Annotated in this window: 24 protein-coding genes and 3 pseudogenes; 22 read left to right on the plus strand and 5 right to left on the minus strand. The window is 37.0% G+C overall.

Annotated features, from left to right (window positions below; translation table 11 throughout):
• Nucleotides 1–246 precede the first annotated feature (246 nt).
• The 3 genes from Q5W13_RS24950 to Q5W13_RS11160 all read right to left on the minus strand — a co-directional run bounded on the left by Q5W13_RS24950 (nucleotide 247) and on the right by Q5W13_RS11160 (nucleotide 2,381).
• On the minus strand, nucleotides 247–588 hold the full coding sequence (locus Q5W13_RS24950; protein WP_497582284.1) for a WYL domain-containing protein: 342 nt from the start codon (nucleotides 586–588) through the stop codon (nucleotides 247–249).
• A gap of 70 nt (nucleotides 589–658) precedes the next feature.
• Nucleotides 659–1,207, minus strand: a complete 549-nt coding sequence (locus Q5W13_RS24955; protein ID WP_368662525.1) for a helix-turn-helix transcriptional regulator — start codon at nucleotides 1,205–1,207, stop codon at nucleotides 659–661.
• 148 nt (nucleotides 1,208–1,355) lie between these two features.
• The gene (locus Q5W13_RS11160) at nucleotides 1,356–2,381 is read right to left on the minus strand and encodes a LacI family DNA-binding transcriptional regulator (RefSeq protein ID WP_304446359.1); all 1,026 of its coding nucleotides are present in this window, start codon (nucleotides 2,379–2,381) and stop codon (nucleotides 1,356–1,358) included.
• 195 nt (nucleotides 2,382–2,576) lie between these two features.
• Between Q5W13_RS11160 and Q5W13_RS11165 the strand changes: the two genes are divergently transcribed.
• The 13 genes and pseudogenes from Q5W13_RS11165 to Q5W13_RS24970 all read left to right on the plus strand — a co-directional run bounded on the left by Q5W13_RS11165 (nucleotide 2,577) and on the right by Q5W13_RS24970 (nucleotide 12,900).
• Nucleotides 2,577–3,023, plus strand: coding sequence for a carboxypeptidase-like regulatory domain-containing protein (locus tag Q5W13_RS11165; RefSeq protein WP_304446360.1), 447 nt, complete (start codon nucleotides 2,577–2,579; stop codon nucleotides 3,021–3,023).
• The gene (locus tag Q5W13_RS11170) at nucleotides 3,013–3,306 is read left to right on the plus strand and encodes a TonB-dependent receptor plug domain-containing protein (RefSeq protein ID WP_304446361.1); all 294 of its coding nucleotides are present in this window, start codon (nucleotides 3,013–3,015) and stop codon (nucleotides 3,304–3,306) included. Before Q5W13_RS11165 ends, Q5W13_RS11170 begins: the two co-directional genes overlap by 11 nt.
• Nucleotides 3,287–3,730 carry a hypothetical protein gene (locus Q5W13_RS11175; protein WP_304446362.1) on the plus strand — a complete coding sequence of 148 codons (444 nt, stop codon included), beginning with the start codon at nucleotides 3,287–3,289 and terminating at the stop codon, nucleotides 3,728–3,730. Before Q5W13_RS11170 ends, Q5W13_RS11175 begins: the two co-directional genes overlap by 20 nt.
• Nucleotides 3,687–5,258: a TonB-dependent receptor domain-containing protein gene (locus tag Q5W13_RS11180; RefSeq protein WP_304446497.1), complete on the plus strand. Its 1,572-nt coding sequence runs from the start codon at nucleotides 3,687–3,689 to the stop codon at nucleotides 5,256–5,258. The genes Q5W13_RS11175 and Q5W13_RS11180 overlap by 44 nt, the downstream gene beginning before the upstream one ends.
• 94 nt (nucleotides 5,259–5,352) lie before the next feature.
• Nucleotides 5,353–6,663 (plus strand): annotated as a pseudogene (locus Q5W13_RS11185) (amylo-alpha-1,6-glucosidase).
• A 297-nt stretch (nucleotides 6,664–6,960) separates the two neighbouring features.
• Nucleotides 6,961–8,283: a sodium:solute symporter family transporter gene (locus Q5W13_RS11190; RefSeq protein WP_368662528.1), complete on the plus strand. Its 1,323-nt coding sequence runs from the start codon at nucleotides 6,961–6,963 to the stop codon at nucleotides 8,281–8,283.
• Complete coding sequence (locus Q5W13_RS24965; RefSeq protein WP_368662529.1) at nucleotides 8,267–8,566, plus strand: hypothetical protein; 300 nt, start codon at nucleotides 8,267–8,269, stop codon at nucleotides 8,564–8,566. Before Q5W13_RS11190 ends, Q5W13_RS24965 begins: the two co-directional genes overlap by 17 nt.
• A gap of 10 nt (nucleotides 8,567–8,576) precedes the next feature.
• Nucleotides 8,577–9,701, plus strand: a complete 1,125-nt coding sequence (locus tag Q5W13_RS11195; protein WP_304446363.1) for a glycerate kinase — start codon at nucleotides 8,577–8,579, stop codon at nucleotides 9,699–9,701.
• Nucleotides 9,702–9,858: 157 nt separating this feature from the next.
• Nucleotides 9,859–10,365, plus strand: a complete 507-nt coding sequence (locus tag Q5W13_RS11200) for a DinB family protein (RefSeq protein WP_304446364.1) — start codon at nucleotides 9,859–9,861, stop codon at nucleotides 10,363–10,365.
• Nucleotides 10,346–10,585: a hypothetical protein gene (locus tag Q5W13_RS11205; protein WP_304446365.1), complete on the plus strand. Its 240-nt coding sequence runs from the start codon at nucleotides 10,346–10,348 to the stop codon at nucleotides 10,583–10,585. Before Q5W13_RS11200 ends, Q5W13_RS11205 begins: the two co-directional genes overlap by 20 nt.
• 96 nt (nucleotides 10,586–10,681) lie before the next feature.
• A complete protein-coding gene (gene hemN, locus Q5W13_RS11210) occupies nucleotides 10,682–12,043 on the plus strand; it encodes an oxygen-independent coproporphyrinogen III oxidase (RefSeq protein WP_304446366.1) in 1,362 nt (453 codons plus the stop codon).
• A 32-nt stretch (nucleotides 12,044–12,075) separates the two neighbouring features.
• On the plus strand, nucleotides 12,076–12,639 hold the full coding sequence (locus Q5W13_RS11215) for a universal stress protein (RefSeq protein WP_368662530.1): 564 nt from the start codon (nucleotides 12,076–12,078) through the stop codon (nucleotides 12,637–12,639).
• Nucleotides 12,640–12,795: 156 nt separating this feature from the next.
• Entirely contained in the window at nucleotides 12,796–12,900 is a 105-nt protein-coding gene (locus tag Q5W13_RS24970) for a universal stress protein (protein ID WP_368662554.1), read from the plus strand.
• A 275-nt stretch (nucleotides 12,901–13,175) separates the two neighbouring features.
• Here the strand turns inward: Q5W13_RS24970 and Q5W13_RS11220 are convergent, their stop codons facing one another.
• Nucleotides 13,176–14,351 carry a Gfo/Idh/MocA family protein gene (locus Q5W13_RS11220; protein WP_304446367.1) on the minus strand — a complete coding sequence of 392 codons (1,176 nt, stop codon included), beginning with the start codon at nucleotides 14,349–14,351 and terminating at the stop codon, nucleotides 13,176–13,178.
• 187 nt (nucleotides 14,352–14,538) lie between these two features.
• On the opposite strand from Q5W13_RS11220, the gene Q5W13_RS11225 reads away from it, so the two are divergent.
• From Q5W13_RS11225 to Q5W13_RS11265, 9 genes and pseudogenes are all read left to right on the plus strand, one after another.
• Entirely contained in the window at nucleotides 14,539–15,051 is a 513-nt protein-coding gene (locus Q5W13_RS11225) for a c-type cytochrome (RefSeq protein WP_155594901.1), read from the plus strand.
• A gap of 52 nt (nucleotides 15,052–15,103) precedes the next feature.
• A pseudogene (gene nosZ / locus Q5W13_RS11230) lies at nucleotides 15,104–17,068 on the plus strand (Sec-dependent nitrous-oxide reductase).
• Nucleotides 17,069–17,187: 119 nt separating this feature from the next.
• Complete coding sequence (locus tag Q5W13_RS11235) at nucleotides 17,188–17,832, plus strand: hypothetical protein (RefSeq protein WP_194552150.1); 645 nt, start codon at nucleotides 17,188–17,190, stop codon at nucleotides 17,830–17,832.
• Nucleotides 17,829–18,275 (plus strand): nitrous oxide reductase accessory protein NosL, encoded by a 447-nt coding sequence (locus tag Q5W13_RS11240; protein WP_194552151.1) that lies wholly within the window; start codon nucleotides 17,829–17,831, stop codon nucleotides 18,273–18,275. The genes Q5W13_RS11235 and Q5W13_RS11240 overlap by 4 nt, the downstream gene beginning before the upstream one ends.
• Nucleotides 18,276–18,288: 13 nt before the next feature.
• Nucleotides 18,289–18,741 carry a pyridoxamine 5'-phosphate oxidase family protein gene (locus Q5W13_RS11245; RefSeq protein WP_194552152.1) on the plus strand — a complete coding sequence of 151 codons (453 nt, stop codon included), beginning with the start codon at nucleotides 18,289–18,291 and terminating at the stop codon, nucleotides 18,739–18,741.
• 150 nt (nucleotides 18,742–18,891) lie between these two features.
• A complete protein-coding gene (locus tag Q5W13_RS11250; RefSeq protein ID WP_304446498.1) occupies nucleotides 18,892–20,130 on the plus strand; it encodes a nitrous oxide reductase family maturation protein NosD in 1,239 nt (412 codons plus the stop codon).
• A pseudogene (locus Q5W13_RS11255) lies at nucleotides 20,127–20,836 on the plus strand (ABC transporter ATP-binding protein). Before Q5W13_RS11250 ends, Q5W13_RS11255 begins: the two are co-directional and overlap by 4 nt.
• Nucleotides 20,829–21,611, plus strand: a complete 783-nt coding sequence (locus Q5W13_RS11260; protein ID WP_214612608.1) for an ABC transporter permease — start codon at nucleotides 20,829–20,831, stop codon at nucleotides 21,609–21,611. Before Q5W13_RS11255 ends, Q5W13_RS11260 begins: the two are co-directional and overlap by 8 nt.
• Nucleotides 21,612–21,638: 27 nt before the next feature.
• Complete coding sequence (locus tag Q5W13_RS11265; protein ID WP_304446368.1) at nucleotides 21,639–22,850, plus strand: hypothetical protein; 1,212 nt, start codon at nucleotides 21,639–21,641, stop codon at nucleotides 22,848–22,850.
• A gap of 4 nt (nucleotides 22,851–22,854) precedes the next feature.
• Here the strand turns inward: Q5W13_RS11265 and Q5W13_RS11270 are convergent, their stop codons facing one another.
• Complete coding sequence (locus Q5W13_RS11270) at nucleotides 22,855–23,181, minus strand: 2Fe-2S iron-sulfur cluster-binding family protein (protein ID WP_304446369.1); 327 nt, start codon at nucleotides 23,179–23,181, stop codon at nucleotides 22,855–22,857.

The following is a 23,181-nucleotide window of genomic DNA, read 5'->3' on the forward strand; positions in this document are numbered from 1 at the left end:
AGTTTTTAAGAGTGGCGCTAAAATAAGGTTTTAACATGAAAACTTGTAGGTCATTTCTATTTACATAAAAATTTTTTGACATCTTGTTGATTGGAAGGTAAACCTGCGTCTGGAGGTAAGAAATGGTGGTTTTTGTGCTAAAATTGGGATTAGAGAGAGTGTGGAAAGTTTAAATACTGTTAAAAGTAATGGAGTGTGAATCTAAAATAGCATTGACTAAGAAAGTGATTTTCGGCTGTGTTGGAATTAATTTGTAAGTCGGTTTTGGGTTTCTTTGAGAATTTCAATTACTCTTTGTTTTAGACTTTGAGGCTCAATAATTTCGGCATAATCCCCAAACATTAAATACCATCTAGGAAAGCCATGAACCAAATCTGAAGTCATAAAGGTCATTAGAACCTTGTCTTTATTGATTTCTTCGGAAACGAACCCATATTGTTTTCTTCCTGCGGAAATGTAACGGGCAATACTTTTGTCAACAGAAATTGTAATCTTGGTTTTTTCTCTTTCCGGCTGTTTGTTCAAGTGGTCATCTAACATTCCGTGTTCTAGTGTGAAGATTTTCTCTGTTCTAGAAATTCGTAACATTCTATCGGTTCTAAATTGTCTATAATCTTGTCTGAAGTGACAATAGCCAAGTACATACCAGAAGTTATTCTCATGAAAGTCCTACAGGTTCAATAAAGCGGTCGGACGGTTTTTCTGAATTAAGGGAGTGATACTTTAAGAAAACCTGCGTTTTATCTGCAATGCTTTCAAATAGAATTTCTAGGGCATTGGGTATGTTTTCATTAAAAGGTGTTTGAGACGGGTCAATTAGTACTTGTGCTTCTAGAGTTGAAATCCAATCTTTTTCCTTTCCTCTTAAAACCGACTTTACCTTGTACATGGCGGATTTATGATGAGAACCTAAAGAGGTGTCGGTGAATTTTTCCATCAATTTTTCAGCCGCCACAAAACTCCCAGCTTCTTCACGGGTAAACATAACTGGAGGGAGACGGTACCCTTCCATAATGGAATAGCCTACGCCGGCTTCACTGGAAATAGGTACACCCGAAGCTTCCAACGAACGAATGTCTCTATAAATCGTTCGCAGACTAACATCAAAACGATCAGCCAATTCTTGCGCTTTTACTATACGTTTTGATTGTAGTTGAATTAATATAGCTACTATGCGGTCAAATCTATTAATGGTGTCCAGGCCCATAAGAGTGCGGTATATATTCCAAAGATAAAACTTCAGAGATTGACCTGAATAATATCGGAATTTCATTTTTTAGCTGTTAATGTATTTTTTTCAAATACAAAGAAAAGAGCAAGTGGTGACAACAGCCTGTCAATAGATAGTTCTAATATTAAGCTCTTAAAGATGAATCCCTAACCACTAACGTGGTTTTAATTTCAACTGTTTTAGTGATGACGTCGTTTGAAGGGTTTTCAATTTCTTCTATGAGATATTTTACGGAGGTACGACCAATTTTGTCATAAGGCTGGTCTACGGTAGTTAGTTCAGGTTGAATAATTTTTGAGTTTGCCGAATTACTGAACCCTACTACAGCTATCTCTTCAGGTATTTTAACTTTGAACTTGTTGAGCGCTTTTATGGCACCAATAGCAGCGTTATCTGTAATTGCAAAAATGGCATCTGGCCGTTTTTTCATACTCAAAAGAATATTGGTCAGACGTCTACCATGAATTAGTGATATATCCTCTGTACTTAAAATAATCTTTTCTCGAATCTTAATCCCATGGTGTTCCAGCGCACGGAGATATCCCGCGTAGCGCTTTTCGGAATTATATGAGTTCTCGGTTTCTTTAATAATAGCTATGCGCTCTTTACCTAATTCTATCAGGTGCTCCACGGCGTTAAAAGCGGCCTGTTCTTCATCAATAACTATCTGGGTACATGGTATTTTTTGAGATACTTTGTCAAACAACACTATCGGTACACGGTTCAATGTCTGAAGGATGTTATCTATTTTTTCAATTTTTCTAGTGAGGGACATCAATATACCATCAACCCCAAACTGGGTCATGGTATTGAGCATTTCGGTCTGTTTGGCTTCGCTATTGTTGGATTCTGAAATAATTATTCGGTATCCCTGTATTTCGGCTTCTTCTAAAATGCCTTTTAAAATGGTAGAAGTGAAGTAGTGCGAAATGTTTGGGACGACCACTCCTATAATATTTGTTTTCTGAGATCGGAAGCTTCTGGCAAAAAGATTGGGCGAATAATTCATTCTACGGGCCAAGTCCTTTACATTCTGCTTTGTTGTTGCACTAATGTCCGGATGGTCATTAAGAGCACGAGAAACTGTTGATATTGAAAGGTTTAATTCTTTGGCCAATTCCTTTAAAGTAGTGTTGTGTCTTTTGCTCATTTTATAAAAGTGTCTTGGTTTCCAGTGTAATACAAATTTATTTGGGATAAAATTAAGAATTGCAAACGATTGCGGTAACGTTTGCATATCAAATTTGCAATTTTTTTGTCGAAATAATATGATATTCAAATAGTTTTGACTCTGTATTAACAAATTAATAATAACTCAAGTTCACTCAATTTAAAAACTACAATTATGAAAAAAGTAATTTTTGCGGTTATCGGCCTCCTATTAAGTACTGGTGCTTTTGCCCAGACAGGAATTTCCGGTACCATTACGGACAGTGCTGGGGAACCTATCCCAGGAGCGAATATTATAATAGTAGGTAGTACCTCTGGGACAACATCAGATTTTGATGGTAACTATACATTCTCAACAGACCTAGAAGGTAACCAAGTATTAAGAACTTCGTATTTAGGATTTACCACGCTAGATAAGGAAGTAGATTTAAACGGTACAGAATTAACGGTAGATTTTGTCCTTCAAGAAGGTGGTCAACAATTAGATGAGGTGGTATTAACCGCTTCAAGTACGTTCAGGTCTCAGAAGCAGGCTCCGTTGTCTATTAGTTCTGTAAAAATGGCAGAGATCACCAAACTATCGGCCAATAGTCAGGCAGATATTTTGAGAAGTGTACTATAGTATCACCGCTGAAGGTGGTGGTGGTGAAACCGCAACTAACGTCTTCGTAAGAGGTTTACCTTCTGGAGGTCAGTACGTTTTCAACCCATTACAATATGACGGTATGCCTTTAATGAGCACCTTTGGTTTAAACTCTTCTGCGCATGATGTTTATGCAAGACCGGATATTGGTTTTAAAGGAGTTGAATTTGTACGTGGTGGTTCTGCAATTCTATATGGTGCAGGTTCTGTGGCCGGTATCATTAACTATACAAGTAAAACGGGTGATACCAATCCTGAGTAACATCGTAAACCTAGAAGTTGCCAATATGGGACGGTTAAAAACCGACTTTTACAGTGGTGGCCAATTGGGGGGTGAAGATTCTAATACCTACTATGCTTTTACTGGATTTGTAAGACACGATCGTGGGCCTATAGATACGGGATTACCAACAAAAGGGGTTCAGTTTAGGGCTAACATTAAAAAGAAATTTGACAAAGGTTCGTTTACCGTACATGGTCAATTTATAAATGATAAAGCCCAGTTCTACCTTCCTATACCTTTATCAGGTGGAAGCAGAGAGCGTTTGGCAGGAAATGATGGAGAAGCTGTAGAGCAATTATTGACCGGGGAATTAGCTAACACTTCCTTCCTTACGCCAAAGTGGTACTTACAACAGTCCAATTGCAGATGGTGTTTCTACAACTGGTGGATATCTTTTAGCTGATTTTGATTACAGACTTCAAGATGATTTAAGATTCAAATCAAAAGTAAAATATGCAAATTACAAGCACAATTTTGCCTTGTACGTTGGTGGAAGTGGAGACAATGGAAACCCAATTACTTTAGATAACTACGTAGCTAGTATTGCTCCTGATAATCAAGGATACACGGCACGTTACCAAAGTGGTAATCCTAATTCTCAAATAAACGGTTCGGATTTGGTAATTGATAACCTTCATGTAGACCGTTTAAGACCAATGACTGATTATTCTGGGGAAGCCTCTTTGACTAAAACAATTGAAGCCTCAAACGGAGGAAGTCATAACGTAACCTTAGGTACATTTATAGCTCGTACAGAAGCAGAAGATGTAAACTACCAGTATCGTGTTTTATCGGAATTTAATAACGCTCCTAGATTGGTAAACTTAAACTATGCTGATGCAGCTGGTGGTAATGTAGTTTATTCAGAAGGTGGTTTGTATAATCGTATCGGTCAGACTTCAAATAACTTTTTATCTCAAAACAGATTGGCATTTTACCTAACGGATGAGATGATTTTTGACAGATGGCGTTTTGATGTTGGTTTTAGATATGAGCATACAGATGGTGAAAACGCCAAAGGTGGAATAACAAGTGCAACAGTTTATGATAATCCTGAGTTGACTACAGCATTGAGCGATGTACAAACAGCCGATGGAAGCTTTATCAGATCTTCTATAGAAGCTTCAGGTTGGGCAGTATCTTTTGCCGGTCTTTATGAATTGACCGATGCAACAAACCTGTATGCTAACTTTTCTAAAGGATATTTCTTTCCGCAAATAAGAGGTTTTGCTCCGGTAGCTGGTATTTCTGAAAACGCTTACGATCCTGAAAACATCATTCAGTTTGAGGCAGGTGCTAAATTTGGTACTTCTAAATTCTCTGGTTCTGTTGCTGCTTACTATGTGGCTTTAAAAGACAGAATAAAAATACAACAAGCTATTGTTGGTGGACAGTTAATTGATGAGACACGTTCTGAGCAAGATACTAGAACAATTGGTGTAGAAGCTACGGCAGATTATGAAATTGCTAGCAATTTTAACCTTCGTGGAAACCTAACATACCAAGGTCACGAAATTACTAAAAACACAGATTTTGATTTAGTTAATGGTACGTCTACAGAAGCCAATGTAGGTAATAAATTGGCAAGACAACCTAACTTTTTAGGTTCTCTTGGGGCGTATTATGACAACAGTAAGTTTGATGCCAATTTTGGTGTGAACTATACAGGTAAAAAATATGCGTCTGATGTTAATGATATAGAATTAGACGCTATTCCAATTGGTAGATTGGGTGCAGGTTACACTTTTGGTAAGCCAGAAGAAAACCAAACAGTTCGTTTAGGTTTCTCCATCTTCAACCTTTTTGATAGTGATGGTATTACAGAAGGTAACCCAAGAGCGGGTGCTGCCGGACAAAGCGAAACTGACTTCTTTGTAGGTCGTCCTATTCTTCCAAGAAGATTCTTCTTGACAGCGACTTTCAATTTCTAAAAACGATTTGAGTTAGTGCGAGTTTAGTTAGTTTTTAAATCAAAGACACATTGGTGGTGGCTTACCGCCAATGTGTTTTATCCTTATGTACGTTATGAAAGAAAATATAATAAATAGGGCAATTAACGTTTTAGACGCCAATTTTCAAAAAGGCGGTTTTACTATCCCTAGTAAAGGACTTTATCCGTTTCAATGGAAATGGGATAGCGGCTTTATTGCAGTAGGCCTAGCCCATTACAATACAGATCACGCAAAAAAAGAAATAGAGACTTTGTTGAATGCGCAATGGGATAATGGTTTTATACCACACATTGTTTTTCATACAGATGACGATTCTTATTTTTAAGGTCATGATTTTCATAGGTCGGACTTACATCCGCTTTCGTCAAAAAAATATAAATCTACAGGAATGACCCAACCTCCTGTTACAGGGTTTATTCTACAGGATATGCTAAATATTGTAGATGATAAGGAAGATATGCTCAATTTTATAAAAGGGCAGATAGATAAGGTGTATGATAACCATGTGTATTTTTATGAAAACCGTGATCCACAAAATGAAGGTTTAGTATACATCTATCACAACTGGGAGTCGGGCACTGATAACTCTCCTGTCTGGGATGATATTTGGGATACCATGGACCCACCAGAATATACTTTTGAGCGAAAAGATACAACGCATGTAGATGCTTCTCAACGCCCATCAAAAAGAGAGTATGACCACTATCTATACATTATAGATATTGCAAAACAAAATAACTACGATGATGCTAAAATAGCGGAGTTGTCCCCATTCTTAGTACAAGATCCTTTATTTAATGCCATGCTCATTAAATCTAATAAAGCTTTGATGGAGCTTTACGAATTGTTTGGTGGCAATGAAGATAAAATAGAATATCTGAGAAAGAATCAAGAAAGAAGTATTGCTGTTTTCAACCAGAAACTATGGGATACGGAATTGGGTGCATATGTTCATTATGATATGCGAAATGATAAGCCTATCCGCCATGTTTCTTCTTCCTCATTTTCCCCTTTATTTGCCGATATTCCAAATAAAGAAAGAGCTGAGGTACTAGTAAATACTATGATGGACCGCTTTGGAGGTGATGATAAGTATTTATGTGCATCGTTTGATCCTACAGACGATCGTTTCAATCCTAGAAAATATTGGAGAGGTCCCGTTTGGATTAATATGAATTGGATGCTATACCGTGGATTGAAAGAGTACGGATATAAGGAAATTGCAGCGCGTGTTAAAAATGATTCCATTGAACTTGTTGAACGCGATGGCTTTTTTGAATATTTTGACTGTAGAAAAGATACTGGCGAGGAAACAAGAAAAGGTTATGGTGGCGATAATTTTTCATGGACTGCCGCGCTAGTAATAGACCTTCTTAAATGTTGAGAGGTAATGAAATAAGTTTTTTTGAGGACAAGAGAGTCTAAGTGTTCGTGCAGCCAACTTATTGGTTCGCGTTAATTAGTTGCTAGTTGTTGAGCTATTCTGTTCTCATTTGACTCAAAATGGCGGTAAATTGTAATGTGTTGTTCAATTTCCGCCGTGGAGAGTCTATCTTTAATGAAATGTAAGATATTTCTGCTATATTTTAGTTTTTAAGGTTATTGCATAGCAGGTTTTTACCATATTCTGTTCATAGAACACAGAATAAAATAGGAGACCAAACCAAAAGAAAAATTACTCATGAATTATATAGATTATATCATAATCGTCGTTTACCTAGTCGGTTTCTTGGGATTGGGTTTTTTATTCAAAGACAACAATTCTGGAGGAGATTATTTTCTGGGAGGAAGAAAAACGTCATGGTTGCCTTTGAGCCTTTCGGCAATGGCAACGCAACTTTCTGCTATCAGTTTTATTTCGGCACCAGCCTTCGTAGGCCTCAAAGCTGGTGGAGGTATGCAATGGCTTACCTATGAATTAGGTGTGCCCTTGGCAATGGCTTTTTTATTAATTGCTGTACTACCTACCCTATATAAATCCGGAATTGTTAGTGTTTATGAATATTTAGAAACACGTTTTGATGCTTCATCTAGATTACTGATCAGCTTCGTTTTTCAAATAAGTAGATCGGTAGCTACCGGTGTAATGGTGTATACCATGGCGTTAATTCTTCAGGCTACCATCCAAATGGATTTTTGGATATCCATTTTAATCATCGGCCTTATAACCATGGTTTATTCCTACCAAGGAGGAATGAAAGCCGTTATTTGGGGCGATGTAATTCAAATGAGTATTCTTTTTATCGGTATTATTATCTGTCTTTTTTACGGTTTTAGTGAATTAGGCGGTGTGGACAATTTTCTTACCCACGTAGACAGAGACAGGATTACCGCTGTAGATTTCAGTAAATGGGGATTTAATAATGCAGATGGTAATGATGAATTTGGTTTCTGGCCAATGGTCATAGGGGGCTTTTTTCTATATGCTTCTTATTACGGAACAGACCAGACGCAGTCACAACGGTTGTTATCTTCTAGCAGCATGCCCAATCTTAAAAAATTAATGATGGCCAACGGCCTACTTAGGTTCCCCTTTACCCTAACCTATTGTATTATGGGACTTGTTTTGGGTACACTCCTAGTTCAAGATGCTAGTTTTCAAGAGCAGATGGACTTAGTTTATCAAGCCAATATTTCTTCTTTAGAGGGAAAAAAGGCCGATTTAATGGTGCCAGTCTTCATTATCAAATACTTGCCAAATGGCGTTATAGGTATATTGATTGTTGCAATTATGTCTGCAGCTATGTCCACATTAAGTTCTACGGTTAATTCACTTTCAGCAGTTACTATGGAGGACTTTGTAAAACGATTTCATCCTAATATGCCGGATAAGAAGTACATGACGTACTCAAAACTATTATCTATATTTTGGGGTCTTGTATGTTTATTCTTTGCTTTTTTTGCTGGAAATATAGAAGGTACAGTTATAGAGGTTATCAATAAAATAAGCTCTGTTTTCTACGGCCCAATTTTGGCTGCCTTTATCCATGGCAATTCTTACTAAGAGAACACATGCGCTTGGTGCAAATATTGGAATAGTGGTTGGGGTATTGTTTAATATTTACCTTTGGTTATATGTACCGCAAATCTTTTGGTTCTGGTGGAACGCGTTGGGTTGTGTAGTTACTATTGTGGTAGCTCTTGCGGTTAGTTATACTGTAAAAAGAGAAGTTAATGAGGGTCTAGAGGTTGTATACTATTCAGGTAAAAAAGAGGTTGCTATCTTACTGGCCTATTTTGTTGCTATAGTATTATTCAGTATTTCTTTGCCTAATATTTTGAACTAAAATAAGCGCTATGAAAATTGTAATCGCTCCAGATAAATTTAAAGGTTCCCTCTCTGGATTTGAGTTCTGCGATGCTGTAGAGGAAGGCCTAAAACATGTTTTTAACGAAGCCAAAATCGTAAAGATGCCTTTAGCGGATGGCGGCGACGGAACTATAGACGTGGTCAAACATTACATACATGGCGATAAAATTACCATTACCGTAAACGATCCGTTGTTCAGGCCAATAAGCGCTTCATACTTATATGCCACTGAAACTCATATTGCCTATATAGAAATGGCCGAGGCATCGGGACTTAAATTATTAGATGATGCGGATAGGAACTGCATGAACACCACCACCTTTGGCACAGGTGAACTTATTGCTGATGCTCTTGAAAGAGGTGCTCAAGAGATTATTCTTGGCATAGGAGGAAGCGCAACAAATGATGGTGGTATGGGGATGGCCAATGCCTTGGGATACCGATTTAAAGGTGATTTCAGTAAAGATTTGGAGCCAATAGGAAGCAGCTTAGATAAAGTTAAAAGTATAGATGCTTCAGAAGTTCATCCATTATTGGCCAATGCAAAGTTTAAAATAGCTTGTGATGTTTCCAATCCGTTCTATGGCGAAAATGGTGCTGCCAAGATATATGGTGCGCAAAAAGGAGCATCAACAGAGGAGATTGAAATTCTGGATAAAGGGCTGAAGAATTTTGCTAAAGTAGCTTTGGATACCTATGATATAAGCCTTCAGAAAATAAAAGGTTCTGGTGCGGCTGGCGGAATAGGTGGTGGAGCCATCATTTTTTTAAGGGGAGAACTTACTTCTGGTATAGATTTGGTAAAAGAACTGGCTCATTTTGATGAGGGAATTGCAGATGCTGATTGGATTATTACTGGTGAAGGCCAGTTAGATGAACAAACACTTTCTGGAAAAACTATAAATGGGGTAGTTACTTCTGCTCAAAAGCATAAAATACCAGTTGCAGCCTTGTGCGGTTCGGTGTCTATATCTATAGAACAGCAAGAAAAATTCGGATTGGCTTATGTAAATTCAATCGTAAGGGGAATCTCTACTCTGCCAGAAGCTATGGCTTCCAGTTATACCAATTTGGTGAATGCCAGTTATAATTTCGCTAAGTTGATACAATAGTGTTTTTGTAACCGCCTTAAAATCAATTTGTAATAAAGAGTTGAGTCAAATCGATTAAAAAAATATCGCTTTATAATTTTACTACTGACAAACTGCTGTCACTACCCACTTTTACATTTGTTCTTGTAATACAATACGAACCTTAAAAATGTAAATTATGAGCACAGCAACTACATCAAAAGAAAAAGTAGCCCAAGTTATTCTACCATCTGAATTATTGGCCCATTGGCAAGGGCATAGAACTTTGACTAGAAAGGTAATTGAAGCATTTCCGGATAAAGATTTCTTTGAATACTCCATTGGCGGTATGCGTCCCTTTTCAAAAATGGTAGATGAATTATTGAGTATAGCAGGACCTGGAATTCGAGAAATAGTTACGGGTAAGGCAGCTGCCTTCACAGAAGAGGTGGCCCATGGTAACAGTAAAACCAAAGTATTGGAGCTTTGGGATAAAACCACGGAAGAAATCAATGCCAATTGGTCAAAGATAGGGGTTGAAAAATTTCATGATACCATTAAACTTTTTGGAGAGTATGAGGGTACAATCTTATCATCTATCCAATATTTTATAGATAATGAAATACATCACCGTGGCCAAGGGTATGTGTATTTAAGGTCTTTAGGCATTGAGCCGCCTATGTTTTATGATAGAACAGAAGCATAAATCTTGGGATATGACTGTGCTGGTTTTTAAAACAACTGTAGGAAAGCGGAAAGAAATTAGGTATTTAAAGCCGTTTCTAAACCGTATAGTAGAGCCAGAAGGAAAATGGAATTTTGACTTGGAGGATTGCGATAGAATCCTCCGGGTTGAAACCCGTAAATGTTCTTCTATCGTAGCTTCACTTTTACAAAAACAAGGATTCGTCTGCGAAGAGCTTTAACCTATTGAATGAATACGTTAAATATCCATACCTGACAATTATCATGTTTTAAAAAGCTGAACACGCCTAGATTTGTATCAAATCAAGATACGATCTATGTGCAGTTTAATTCAGAAATATAATGTTGCAGGCCCAAGGTATACTAGTTATCCTACTGTTCCTTATTGGAATATGGACACTTTTTCTAGTAAAAAATGGCAATCTAGCTTAATTCAAAGTTTTGATGAGAGTAATGCAACAGAAGGCATAAGCCTCTATATACATCTACCTTTCTGCGAGAGTATGTGTACGTTTTGTGGTTGTCATAAACGTATTACTCAAAGGCACGAAGTAGAAGAGCCTTACATACGATCGGTACTAAAAGAATGGAAACTGTATTGCGATTTATTCTCTGAACGTCCAATTATAAAAGAGCTACATCTAGGTGGTGGTACGCCAACCTTTTTTACGCCTCAAAATCTAGAAAACCTGATCAAAGGTATTTTTAGTATGGCAAAAAGAGCGGAAGATTATGAATTTAGCTTTGAAGGTCACCCTAACAATACTACTAAAGAACATTTGCAAGCTTTATACAATGTAGGTTTTAGACGCGTTAGTTTTGGTGTGCAAGATTATAATGTAAAAGTACAGCAGGCCATACACCGTATTCAACCCTTTGCGAACGTGAAAAACGTAACGGAATGGGCAAGGGAAATTGGCTACACATCAATAGGTCACGATATTATTTTTGGTCTTCCTTTTCAAAAAGAAGAGCATGTTCGCGAAACTATTTTGCGAACTAAAGAGTTGCGGCCAGATAGATTGGCGTTTTATAGTTATGCGCATGTGCCATGGTTAAAAGGAAATGGTCAAAGAGGTTATAAGGATGCAGATTTACCTACTGCAGATGAAAAAAGGCAACAATACGAAACCGGTAAGGCATTATTGGCAGAAGTAGGCTATCATGAAATTGGTATGGACCATTTTGCCCTTTCAACAGATTCGCTTTATGAATCTATGGAGACAGGTAGTTTGCATCGTAATTTTATGGGGTATACCGCATCAAAAACGCAAGCTATGATTGGTTTGGGTGCATCTAGTATAAGCGATAGCTGGTATGGTTTTGCCCAAAATGTAAAAGGTATTGAGGAATACCAACATTTAGTAGAAAATGACGTTATTCCTGTTTATAGAGGTCACATCTTAACCAATGAAGACCGAGCAATAAGAAAGCACATCTTAAATTTAATGTGTGGTTTTAAAACTTCTTGGGCCACTGAAAATCTTCGTTTTAAAAGCACCGAAGATGTAAAAGATAGGTTGCGGGAAATGGAACAAGATAGTTTGCTTGTTATGACAGATGATGGCGTAGAGGTGACCGAAAAAGGGCGTCCGTTCATTCGGAATATTTGTATGGCATTTGATGTGCTTTTACACAAGAAAGAACCAGAAAAAAGATTATTTTCAATGACAGTTTAATATATCCCCTAATCTTATAAAATAGAAATATTATGAAAAAAATTATAGTCCCTCTAGATTTCTCGGAACAATCTGAAAATGCCCTTAAAGTTGCTGTATCCTTAGCTGAAAAGCATGGTGCGGAAATACTGGCATTGCACATGTTAGAACTTAATCAGGCTATGATAACTTCTTCAGAAGGTTTTCATCCTGAACAAACTGTTTTTTTAATTAAGCTGGCGGAAAAGAGATTTAAAGAATTTTTGCAAAAACCTTATTTAGAAGGGGTTAAGGTTACACCGATTATTAAGCATTACAAGGTGTTTAGCGAGGTGAATGAAATTGCTGCCGAGCACAATGCAGAGCTTATAGTAATGGGTTCTCATGGGTCTGATGGTCTTGAGGAAATCTTTATTGGTTCTAATGCCGAGAAAGTAGTACGTAATGCAGAGATTCCTGTATTGGTCATCAAAAATGAAATACCTGATTTTAAAATTGACCGTTTTGTATTTGCATCCGATTTTAGGGAAGAAAGTACTGCTGCCTTTCAAAAAGCAAAAGCATTTGCAGAGATGTTAAAGGCTAATTTGGATTTGGTTTACATCAACACACCTTAAGGTGATGATTTCTTAAGTTCTGGTGATATCTATACACGTATAAATAATTTTATTGGTAAAGTAAATGAAGCTTTACAAGTTGAAATATATAATGATTATAGCGTAGAACGAGGTGTTCTAAACTATAGCGAAAATAACAGCGCCGATGCCATTGGTATCTCTACCCATGGACGTAAAGGCTTATCTCACTTCTTTATGGGAAGTATTGGCGAAGATGTGGTTAACCACTCTAAAATACCGGTGGTGACCTTTAAAATATAGATGCACTTAAACTACGCAACTATAAGGGCGGAACGTTTTACACGGGCCGCCCTTTTTTGTTACATCATTTTCATTTCTGTAGGATTCCAATTTACAGGCTCTTTTTTATAGTAGCTTTCATTGGCCAATAGGGCCGCTCCTGCTGCTCTAAGTCCAAATGTTGGGTTCTGAATTACTTTTCCGTTCTCGCGTATGGCCGTAAAGAAATTATAAAAATGGTCATGATGCCCGCCTTTATAATCTTTTGGTGCTTCCCATTTACTAGTTCCTGTTTTTTAAGCAGATGCCCGTGTTTCCAGATTTTGCTGGGCATACCCTTCTTTTATCTTTTCTTGCATGGCTTCAGGAAAGGAAATCATAGAATAACCACTGGGCACCAAGCTAAGTTTTGAACGTGTAAGGGAAACAGAATTTTGTCCAATTTCCATTTCACCTTCGGTACCCACTAATTTAAAGCCACTACCACCGCCACTTCCGGCAATGAAATTTATACGAAAAGCAGCGTTAAATGCTGCGTGGGTCTCTGTTTTTGGGTAGTCGTAAAGAGTAATGCTAACATCGGGAACATCTCTGCCATCTTTCCAATAGCGTAGTCCACCAGTTGCCATAGCTCTATTTGGTCCATGGGAATCAATCACATGGTTTAGCGTAGAAAAGGCATGAACAAAAAGGTCTCCGGCAACACCGGTACCATAATCTCTATAATTTCTCCATCTAAAAAATCGTTCGGACTCAAAAGGAACCTTAGGAGCTTTGCCTAAAAAGGTATCAAAATCAACGGTTTCCTTGCTTGCATCTGGTGGAATGGGATATTGCCAAGCACCTTCTGCGGAGTAACGGTCATTGTAGAAATCTAGCATTACAATATCTCCAATAGCACCATCTAAATATAATTGTTTGGCTTTTTCGTTTCCTAAAGAAGACATGCCTTGGCTACCTACTTGGCATATTTTTCCCGAAGCTTTTTGTGCAGAAATAATGGCTTGGCCGTCTTCCCATTGTTGTACCATAGGTTTTTCACAATATACGTGTTTGCCTGCCTTAAGGGTATCTATAACTATTTTTTTATGCCAGTGATCGGGAGTAGCAATGATAACGGCATCAATATCTTTTCTATTTAAAATTTCTCTATAGTCGCGCGTGGTGAAAATAGCATCGCCCCATAGTTCTTTGGCCCTTTCCAATCTCCCTGTATAAAGGTCACAGGCGGCAACTAATTGTATGCCCGAAACGGTTAGTGCGGCTTGGGTGTCAAAAATACCTTGAATACCTGTTCCAATAAGCGCCAGATTTATATGGTCATTAGAAGAGAATACGTTGGTTTCGTATTCCCGTTGCATAAGGATGCTTTCATTTTTTGATGCGGATAAAATAAAGGGGGCGGAAGTTACTGCTGCGGAACCTAGAGCAGCTTTTTTAAGAAAATACCTTCGTGAGTTGTCTTGTTTCATGTAATAAATTAGGGTTTTGTTCGGTCAACTCATGAATTTACAATTTTCTAGTAAACCCTGTTTCAGTTAAAAAATAAAAATAAAGGACATTTTTATCCTTTTTACGTCAATTACTGATATATATCATGTTTTTGACTATTCAATCCCCATACATTTGCTCAATAAATTAATCTATAAACTACTTAAAATGAAGATTGTAATAAGAAGTACCGTGATATTTTTTTCACTCTTACTTATGGCCTGTGGAGGTAAAGAAGAAAAAAAGAAAGAAGGATTTAGCGTAGATCGTGAAAAAACTAAAACAGAGAAACCAGTAGAAGCTGTAGCCGCTACTAGTACAGTCTCACCATCTGAACGTGTGGACCTAGAAAATAAAGGAGTAGGCCCAATAAAATCTGTGACCTTGTCTCCTGAAATTGATCAGGCCTTGGCTAAAAAAGGTGAAGAGGTTTACAGCCAAATGTGTATGGCTTGCCACAGAGTGGATAAAAAATTCATTGGCCCGGCTCCAACAGGTGTTTTAAAAAGACGTAGCCCGGAATGGGTAATGAACATGATTCTTAATCCTGAAGTTATGGTAAAAGAAGATGCTTTGGCAAAAGAGCTTATGGCAGAATTTAACGGTGCTCCAATGGCTAACCAAGGGTTGACCGAAGATCAAGCTCGTAGTATACTCGAATATTTTAGAACATTAGAATAGTATATAAATTAGCCTTAGGGGCTTTTATAAAATAACCACAAATACAATACAAATGAAAAAGTATTCATTACACCTAGCGGCAATTCTAGGGTCGGTCCTGTTTTTCTCAGGTTGCGGTGATCAAAACGGCAACGATTCATCAAATGGAGCGCTTGCTTCCAATAATGCAGAGAAAGTATATGTAGCTCATGGCGAGCACGATGAATTTTACGCCTTTATGTCTGGTGGATATAGCGGTAACGTAGCCGTTTATGGTCTTCCTTCAGGACGTATGTTCAAAGAGATTCCTGTTTTTTCTCAATTCCCAACTAATGGATATGGGTATTCAGAAGAAACAAAACCTATGTTAGAAACTTCTTTTGGTTTTGTGCCTGCAGATGATTCTCACCACCCAGATATTTCCCAGACTAATGGAGAATTAGATGGTAGATGGCTATTCATAAATGGTAACAACACACCACGTATAGCAAGAATTGACCTAAAAACATTTGAAACTGCTGAGATTATAGAAGTTCCAAATAGTGCAGGTAATCACAGTTCATCATACATCACAGAGAATTCAGAGTACGTAGTGGCAGGAACTCGTTTCTCAGTTCCAATTCCACAGAGAGATATGCCTATAAAAGACTACAAAGGAAACTTTAAAGGTGCCTTGTCTTTTATAAGTGTAGAACCTGAAACTGGCAGAATGGATATAAAATTCCAGTTGATCATCTTATGGTTTTAATTATGATTTATCACACACTAGTAGAGGTAAATCTCACGGATGGTTTTTCTTTACTACGTATAACACAGAGGAAGCTAATTCGCTTCTAGAGGTTAACGCTTCTCAAAATGATAAAGATTTTATTGCAGCTGTAAACTGGAAGAAAATTGAAGAGTATGTAGAAAATGGAGGAGGTACAATGGTACCTGCAAATTATACACATAACGTGTATAGCGATGAGACACATAGTGCTACTTCAACCATGAAAAAAGAAGTACTTACTGTAGATCCTACAAAAGTACCTTATGGTGCTGTATTCTTTATGCCAACACCAAAATCTCCACACGGGGTAGATGTAAATCCAACAGGAGATTATATTGTTGGAAACGGAAAGCTTTCTGCAGATCTTACGGTATTCTCGTTTGATAAAATGATTGCTGCAATTGACGGTAAAAAGTATGATGGTGAAGCTTATGGTCTTCCTATTTTAAAATTCGAAGACGTGTTGGCTGGTCAAGTAAAAAGTGGAGGATTAGGTCCATTGCATACCGAGTTTGATGGTAAGGGTAATGCGTATACCACGTTCTTTATTTCTTCGGAAGTTGTTAAATGGAAAGTAGGTACATGGGAGGTTATTGATAGAAAACCAACTTTTTATTCTGTTGGCCACTGTATGATTATGGTGGAAACTCTAGAAAACCTTTTGGTAAATATCTGGTATCCATGAACAAGATTACCAAAGATAGATACCTGCCAACTGGTCCTGAGTTAGAACACTCTGCACAATTGTATGATATTTCTGGAGATAAAATGGAGCTTATTTATGATTTCCCAACACATGGTGAGCCACATTACGCAGCAGCTATTCCAGCATCTATACTAGCACCTAAATCGCAGAAAATTTATAAACTGGCAGAAAACGAACATCCATTTGCAACAAAAAATGTTTCAGAAGCAAGAGTAGTTCGTGATGGTAATGAAGTACATGTCTATATGGCAATGATACGTAGTCACTTTACTCCAGATAATATAGAGGGTGTTAAAGTTGGTGATAAGGTGTACTTCCATATTACAAACCATGAACAAGATTTTGATGTACCGCATGGCTTTATGATGATCGGACAAAAGAATTCTGGTTTACTAATAATCTTAGGACAAACCAAAACATCGGTTTGGGAGCCTAAAAAAGAAGGTGTATGGCCATTTTACTGTACAGATTTCTGTTCTGCTTTGCACCAAGAGATGCAAGGTTACATAAGAGTTTCGCCTGCTAAATCCAATATTGACCTTTCTTGGTCTTTGGGTGAGTAAGTTCAGCGGAAAGTAGATTAATTATTCAAACAAAAAGCAGGTCGCGTACCAAGACCGACCTGCTTTTTTATTTGAAAGCCAAGATGATTGATGGATTTAATTTTTTAAGATGATGTAAGATGAAAAGGGCAAGTATAATAATGATAGTCGGTTCTTTATGTTTATTAGGGTTGTTTGCATTTCCGCTTTGGAATATAATGCTAGGAGCTCCGCAATACCCGGATCCATTGGGTATGAATATTCATATTACGGGTATACAAGGCGTTTCTGAATTCGATTTACAGAATATAGACGGTCTTAACCACTACATAGGTATGAAGACCATTCCTAAAGCTGATGAGATGTGGGAGTTTAATGTCTTTCCTATCGTAATCATCGGTATGGTACTCTTAGGAGTGCTATTGGGTATTTTAGGGTATTTAGGTAAAATTGATTACCGATATTTCTTGGGATGGTTCTTACTAATGTCTATCTTAGGTATTATGGGTATGTATGATTTTAATCTCTGGTTAACGGACTACGGTTCTAACCTAGATCCACATGCCATAATTAAGGTGATTAATGAAGATGGAACACCAATGACCTATAAACCACCGCTTTTTGGCTATAAAAAATTATTGAATTTTGATGTAAGTTCAATACCAGCTACAGGTGCATGGTTAATGTTCGTAGGAATGGCACTTACCGTAGTTGCGTTTTTAGTAGGCTGGAAAAGTACCGGTTCTCATTCATCTCATCAAAATCATAAATTAGCAACATCATGAAGAATCTAACGGTATTATGGGTAATATGTCTTTTGGTATTGTCTTCATGTAACAGTGAGCCAAAACCTATAGAATATGGTTCGGAAGGATGTCAATTTTGTAGTATGACCATTGTAGATAAGCAACATGCCGCACAATTTATGACCAAAAAAGGTAGAAGTTATGCTTTTGATGCAACGGAATGTATGTTAAATTACCTACGCGATGTAGAACCGGAAACGGTTGCTATATACCGTGTAAATAATTATACCGATCCAGGGGTTTTTGTTGATGCAACCAAAGCAACCTATTTAATCAGCGAGAACATACCTAGTCCAATGGGAGCGTTTTTAACTGCTTTTGCAAATGAAGACGAAGCAAGTAGGGCACAGTTAAGCAATTCAGGAACATTATATACTTGGACCGAATTAAAGGATAAATTCGAAAAAGATAATCCTTTTTAAATCTGTAGGAACTATGGTAAAAGACTTGGGAATTTCGGAATGTATGTCGCTTTTAAGTGACAATTATGTGGGTCATTTAGCATATATAGGGGGCAGAAGCCCATTTATTGTGCCGGTAACATACTTCTTTGATGCAGAGAATAAAAGTATAATCAGTTATTCTGCTCCAGGTCATAAAATACTATCTATGAGAACATATAAGCATGTTTCCTTACAAGTAGAGGACATAGTTTCTATGTTTACATGGCGTTCCGTATTGATTAATGGCACTTTTGAAGAACTAAAGGGTAGTACAGCAAAAAAATGCCTGCATACTTTTACAAAAGGAGTTAAGGAAACCATTTTTAGAACGAAAGGGAAGAGGCTTGAATTTATAAAAGATTTTTCCAGTAAAATGGAAAAGGAAGCAAGTCCTATTGTTTATCGTATTCACATTTCTGATATCATAGGTAAGTATAGAGACTGAATAACCTAGGGTTTTAAATCAAAGAATATTTTTGAAAAGCGGTGCAAGACAAGCCGCATTTATCCAAGAGAAACCCTTGGCGGTTTTGTTGTGGAGAAACAGATTTAGGAAAAGAACAAACGAGAATTCTAAATTTCTCAAATTAAGATGATGCGATACCAAAGCTTATTAAATTTTACTTTTTTACTTTTTGTTACAGCGCATCTATGGGCAAAACCTATTGTAGTCTGTGAGAGTTGCGAAGTAAAATCTATTTCTGAGGGAATTGAACGGGCTATAGATTTTGACACACTTATAGTAAAAAAAGGCACCTATAAGGAATACAATATTCTTGTTGATAAACCACTAACCTTAATTGGAGAAGGTTACCCAATAATAGATGGAGAAAAGAAAGGTGAAATCATACGAGTTGTATCCGATGGTGTAACGATAGATGGCTTTTTTATCATAAATGTGGGTACTAGCTATACCACAGATTATGCTGCAATCCGAGTAGTAAAAAGCGAAAATTTTCTAATTCAGAATGTAGTCTTGGAAAAATTGTTTTTCGGTATTTATCTAGAAAAATCAAACTACGGAAAAGTCTATCATAATAAAATTATAGGGGATGCTAAAGACGAGTATAATTCCGGAAATGGAATTCAACTTTGGTATTCTCACCATGTTGAGGTAAGCAATAATATTGTTCAAGGAGCTAGAGATGGTATTTACTTGGAGTTCTCGGATAACATTATAATAGACAATAACAAAAGCACGGGTAATTTAAGATACGGTCTCCATTTTATGTTTTCTGATGATGATGTTTACTCAAACAACCTTTTTGAGAATAACGGCGCCGGAGTTGCAGTTATGTTTTCTAAAGGGATTATAATGAAGGGGAATACCTTTAGGAAAAATTGGGGTACAGCTTCGTTTGGTGTTTTGTTAAAAGAGATTAATGATGCTGAAATAAGTAATAATACCTTTGAGGAAAATACCATTGGTATTCATATAGAAGGTTCTAACCGAATTAATTATAAAGGAAACAATTTTATAAACAATGGATGGGGAATTAAAGTTCTTGGAGCCTGTTACGCCAATGCTTTTACGGGTAATAATTTCCTTTACAACAGTTTTGATATATCGTATGACAGTAAGCTGAACGATAATGTGTTTGATGGTAATTACTGGAGTGGTTATACTGGGTACGATTTAGATAAGAACGGTATTGGCGATGTGCCGTACCGCCCCGTAAAATTGTTTTCTTATATCGTAAACAAAACACCGGAGGCTATTGTTTTATTGCGAAGTCTTTTTATGGATATCATTGATTTTTCCGAAAAAGTTTCTCCCGTATTTACACCAGACAATTTATTGGATATTAATCCCCTAATGACCAAAGTACAATGATTCAGATAGAAGGTTTACAAAAGAAATTTGGAAAGAACGAAGTACTTTCGGGCTTAAACCTTACCATAGAGAAAGGTGGCGTTTTTGCTATCTTAGGACCTAATGGTTCGGGAAAAACTACTTTGATCAAGAGTATTTTGGGTATGGTCGTGCCGGATAAGGGAAGCATTTCTGTGATGGGAGAACCCATTAAAAAGAATTGGAAGTACCGTAAAGAAATAGACTATCTACCTCAGATAGCTAATTTTATGGAAACTTAAAAGTTTACGAGCTTATACGGATGATAAAAGATCTTAGGCAAAGCCCAAGTGATGAAGAAAGATTGATTGAGCTTTTTAAACTAGAACCTTTTTTAGATAAGAAACTTTCAACCCTTTCAGGAGGCACCAAACAAAAGGTAAACATTGTTTTGGCGTTTATGTTCGATAGTCCTTTGTTAATTCTAGATGAACCAACAACAGGTCTTGATCCAGCATCTTTAATTCATTTAAAAAATCTTATCAGGGAACAAAGAGACCTAAAGAAAACGGTGTTGATCACATCTCATATTATGCAGTTTGTTGCAGAAATTTCTGATGTAATCGTCTACTTGTTAGAAGGTAATATTTACTTTAAAGGTAGTATAGGAGAACTGAAAACTAAGACAGGACAAACGGATTTAGAACACGCCATTGCGGCCATAGCAACAGCACCCACTCATGCTTAAGATACTAAAATATAGTTTTTACGACCTAATCCGTAGCCGCTGGAGCTACGTATACTTTCTATTTTACCTCTTGTTAGGTTTTGTATTGTTGTTTTTGAACAATGATGTTTCAAAGGCCATTATAACCTTAATGAATGTTATAATAATTCTTGTGCCCTTGATCAGTACTATTTTTGGAATAATGTATTTCTACAACTCAAAAGAGTTTACGGAACTTTTATTGGCACAACCTATTAAACGTTCTTCAATATTCTTAGGTCAATATTTGGGTGTAGCGGGTTCTTTAACATTAAGCTTAGTGTTAGGTCTTGGAATTCCTTTTGTGCTCTATGGTCTATTCAAAAGTGATGCTATTTTTGACTTTTCATTACTCCTGGTTACAGGTGCTTTTCTAACTTTAATTTTTACCGTATTGGCTTTTAATATAGCTCTGTCTAACGAAAACAAGATTAAAGGTTTTGGGTATGCCGTATTGTTGTGGTTGTTTATGGCAGTTATTTATGATGGTCTGTTTCTGATGTCTCTAATTATTTTTAAGGAGTATCCTTTAGATGCTTTTTCCCTTAGCGCTACCATGTTTAATCCTATAGATTTGTCACGGACCTTAATTCTTTTAAAATTGGATATTTCGGCTCTTTTGGGTTATACTGGTGCTGTATTCAAAAAGTTCTTTGGAACGGACCAAGGTCTTTTTGTTTCTATGCTCATGCTTATCTTATGGACTGTTCTACCTATTTGGCGATTGGTATACGTATCCAAGAAAAAAGATTTTTAATTTAGGGCCAATGAAATGGCAAGACAAATGATAAATCTTAAAAAGCATACTAAAATAGCTTTAGTGTATTTTGTCTTGGCGGCTCTTTTAGGGTGTGTACTACGGTTTTTTAGAGTACTTGATATTCCTGTAACCTACAAGTATATTGTTCATGCCCATTCACATATAGCCTTATTGGGCTGGGTGTACTTAGCCCTCACTAGCTTGTTGTATAAACTCTATTTAAGTAAGTCAGAGGTTCAGAAGAAATACAGTAGAATATTTTGGTTTACCCAGCTTACCTTAATTGGTATGTTATTGACTTTTCCGTTTCAGGGGTATGCAGCATTTTCAATTGTCTTTTCTACCTTGTTCTTGTTCGCATCCTATTGGTTTTCTTGGTTCTTTTTTAAGAACGTTCCTGTTGCATACAAGAAGACTCAATCATTACAGTGTGCAAAAGCTGCTATAGTGTATTTGCTGATTTCCAGTGTTGGTCCGTGGGCATTAGGAGGAATAATGAATACCCTTGGCGGAGACTCCATTTGGTATCGTTTGGCTATTTATTTCTATCTCCATTTTCTTTACAACGGATGGATGATAATGGCGCTCGTAGCTGTATTTCTATATATTTTGGAGAAACAACAGATTGTCCTACCACAAAGGAATTTTAAAAGGTTCTTTTGGGGATTGAACCTTGGTATTGTCCTTTCTTTTTTTCTGTCTACGTTGTTTTCGCATCCATCTGTAGTTTACTATATATTTGGTGGAGTAGGGGCCGTTTTGCAGTTGTATGCGTTTTATGTTTTATGGATATTCTTATTAGAGGTTAAGTCTAAATTGAATAGCTTGTTTTCAACGTTTCATCAGAATATGTTGAAAACAATAGGTGTGCTATGGGGTTTTAAAATGATATTACAAACCCTTAGCGCAATGCCTTATTTTGCAAATTTAGCCGTGACCTATTTAGATTTTACCATCGGTTATTTACACTGGACATTCTTGGGAGTGGTGACTATAAGCCTATTCTTGTTCCTAGACTACTTTAAGTTACTACAGCTTGGCAAACAAACCTTCTTACTATATATACTAGGTTTTCTACTCACGGAAGCCTTAATTTTTTATAAGGCAATTGTAGCATGGCAATCAGCCACATTGTTTTCTGCCTACTATCTTATTTTGGCGGTGGCAAGTTTGGTACTGCTATTGGCCCTTTTAGGGCTGTTACTATCGAGAGAGAAGAATGTGCCTCAGTCATAAAAACTTAAACGGCATCGTCTTTTAGTATACTAAAAACGACACCGTTTAAATTTGAATTTAGGGGAATTTGACAAGCCAAACGGCATGTTTTATCAGCATTAAGAATAGTAGAAAGCGTATTCCTTTCTGTTATATCCATTTTATCCAAACTACATTCGCTATGGATTTTTATATGGCATGTTCCACATAAGGCTCTGCCTTTACAATCGCCCCAATCTTCCATGTACTTATCAAACAGTAGTTCCATAGGACTATGGTATTCATTGGTTACGAAGTTAGCGTGGCATTTTTCGCCATACTCGTCAATATAAGTAAGGCTTAGGTTCTCCAC

It is taken from the genome of Zobellia laminariae (assembly GCF_030553095.1).
Classification (GTDB): domain Bacteria; phylum Bacteroidota; class Bacteroidia; order Flavobacteriales; family Flavobacteriaceae; genus Zobellia; species Zobellia laminariae.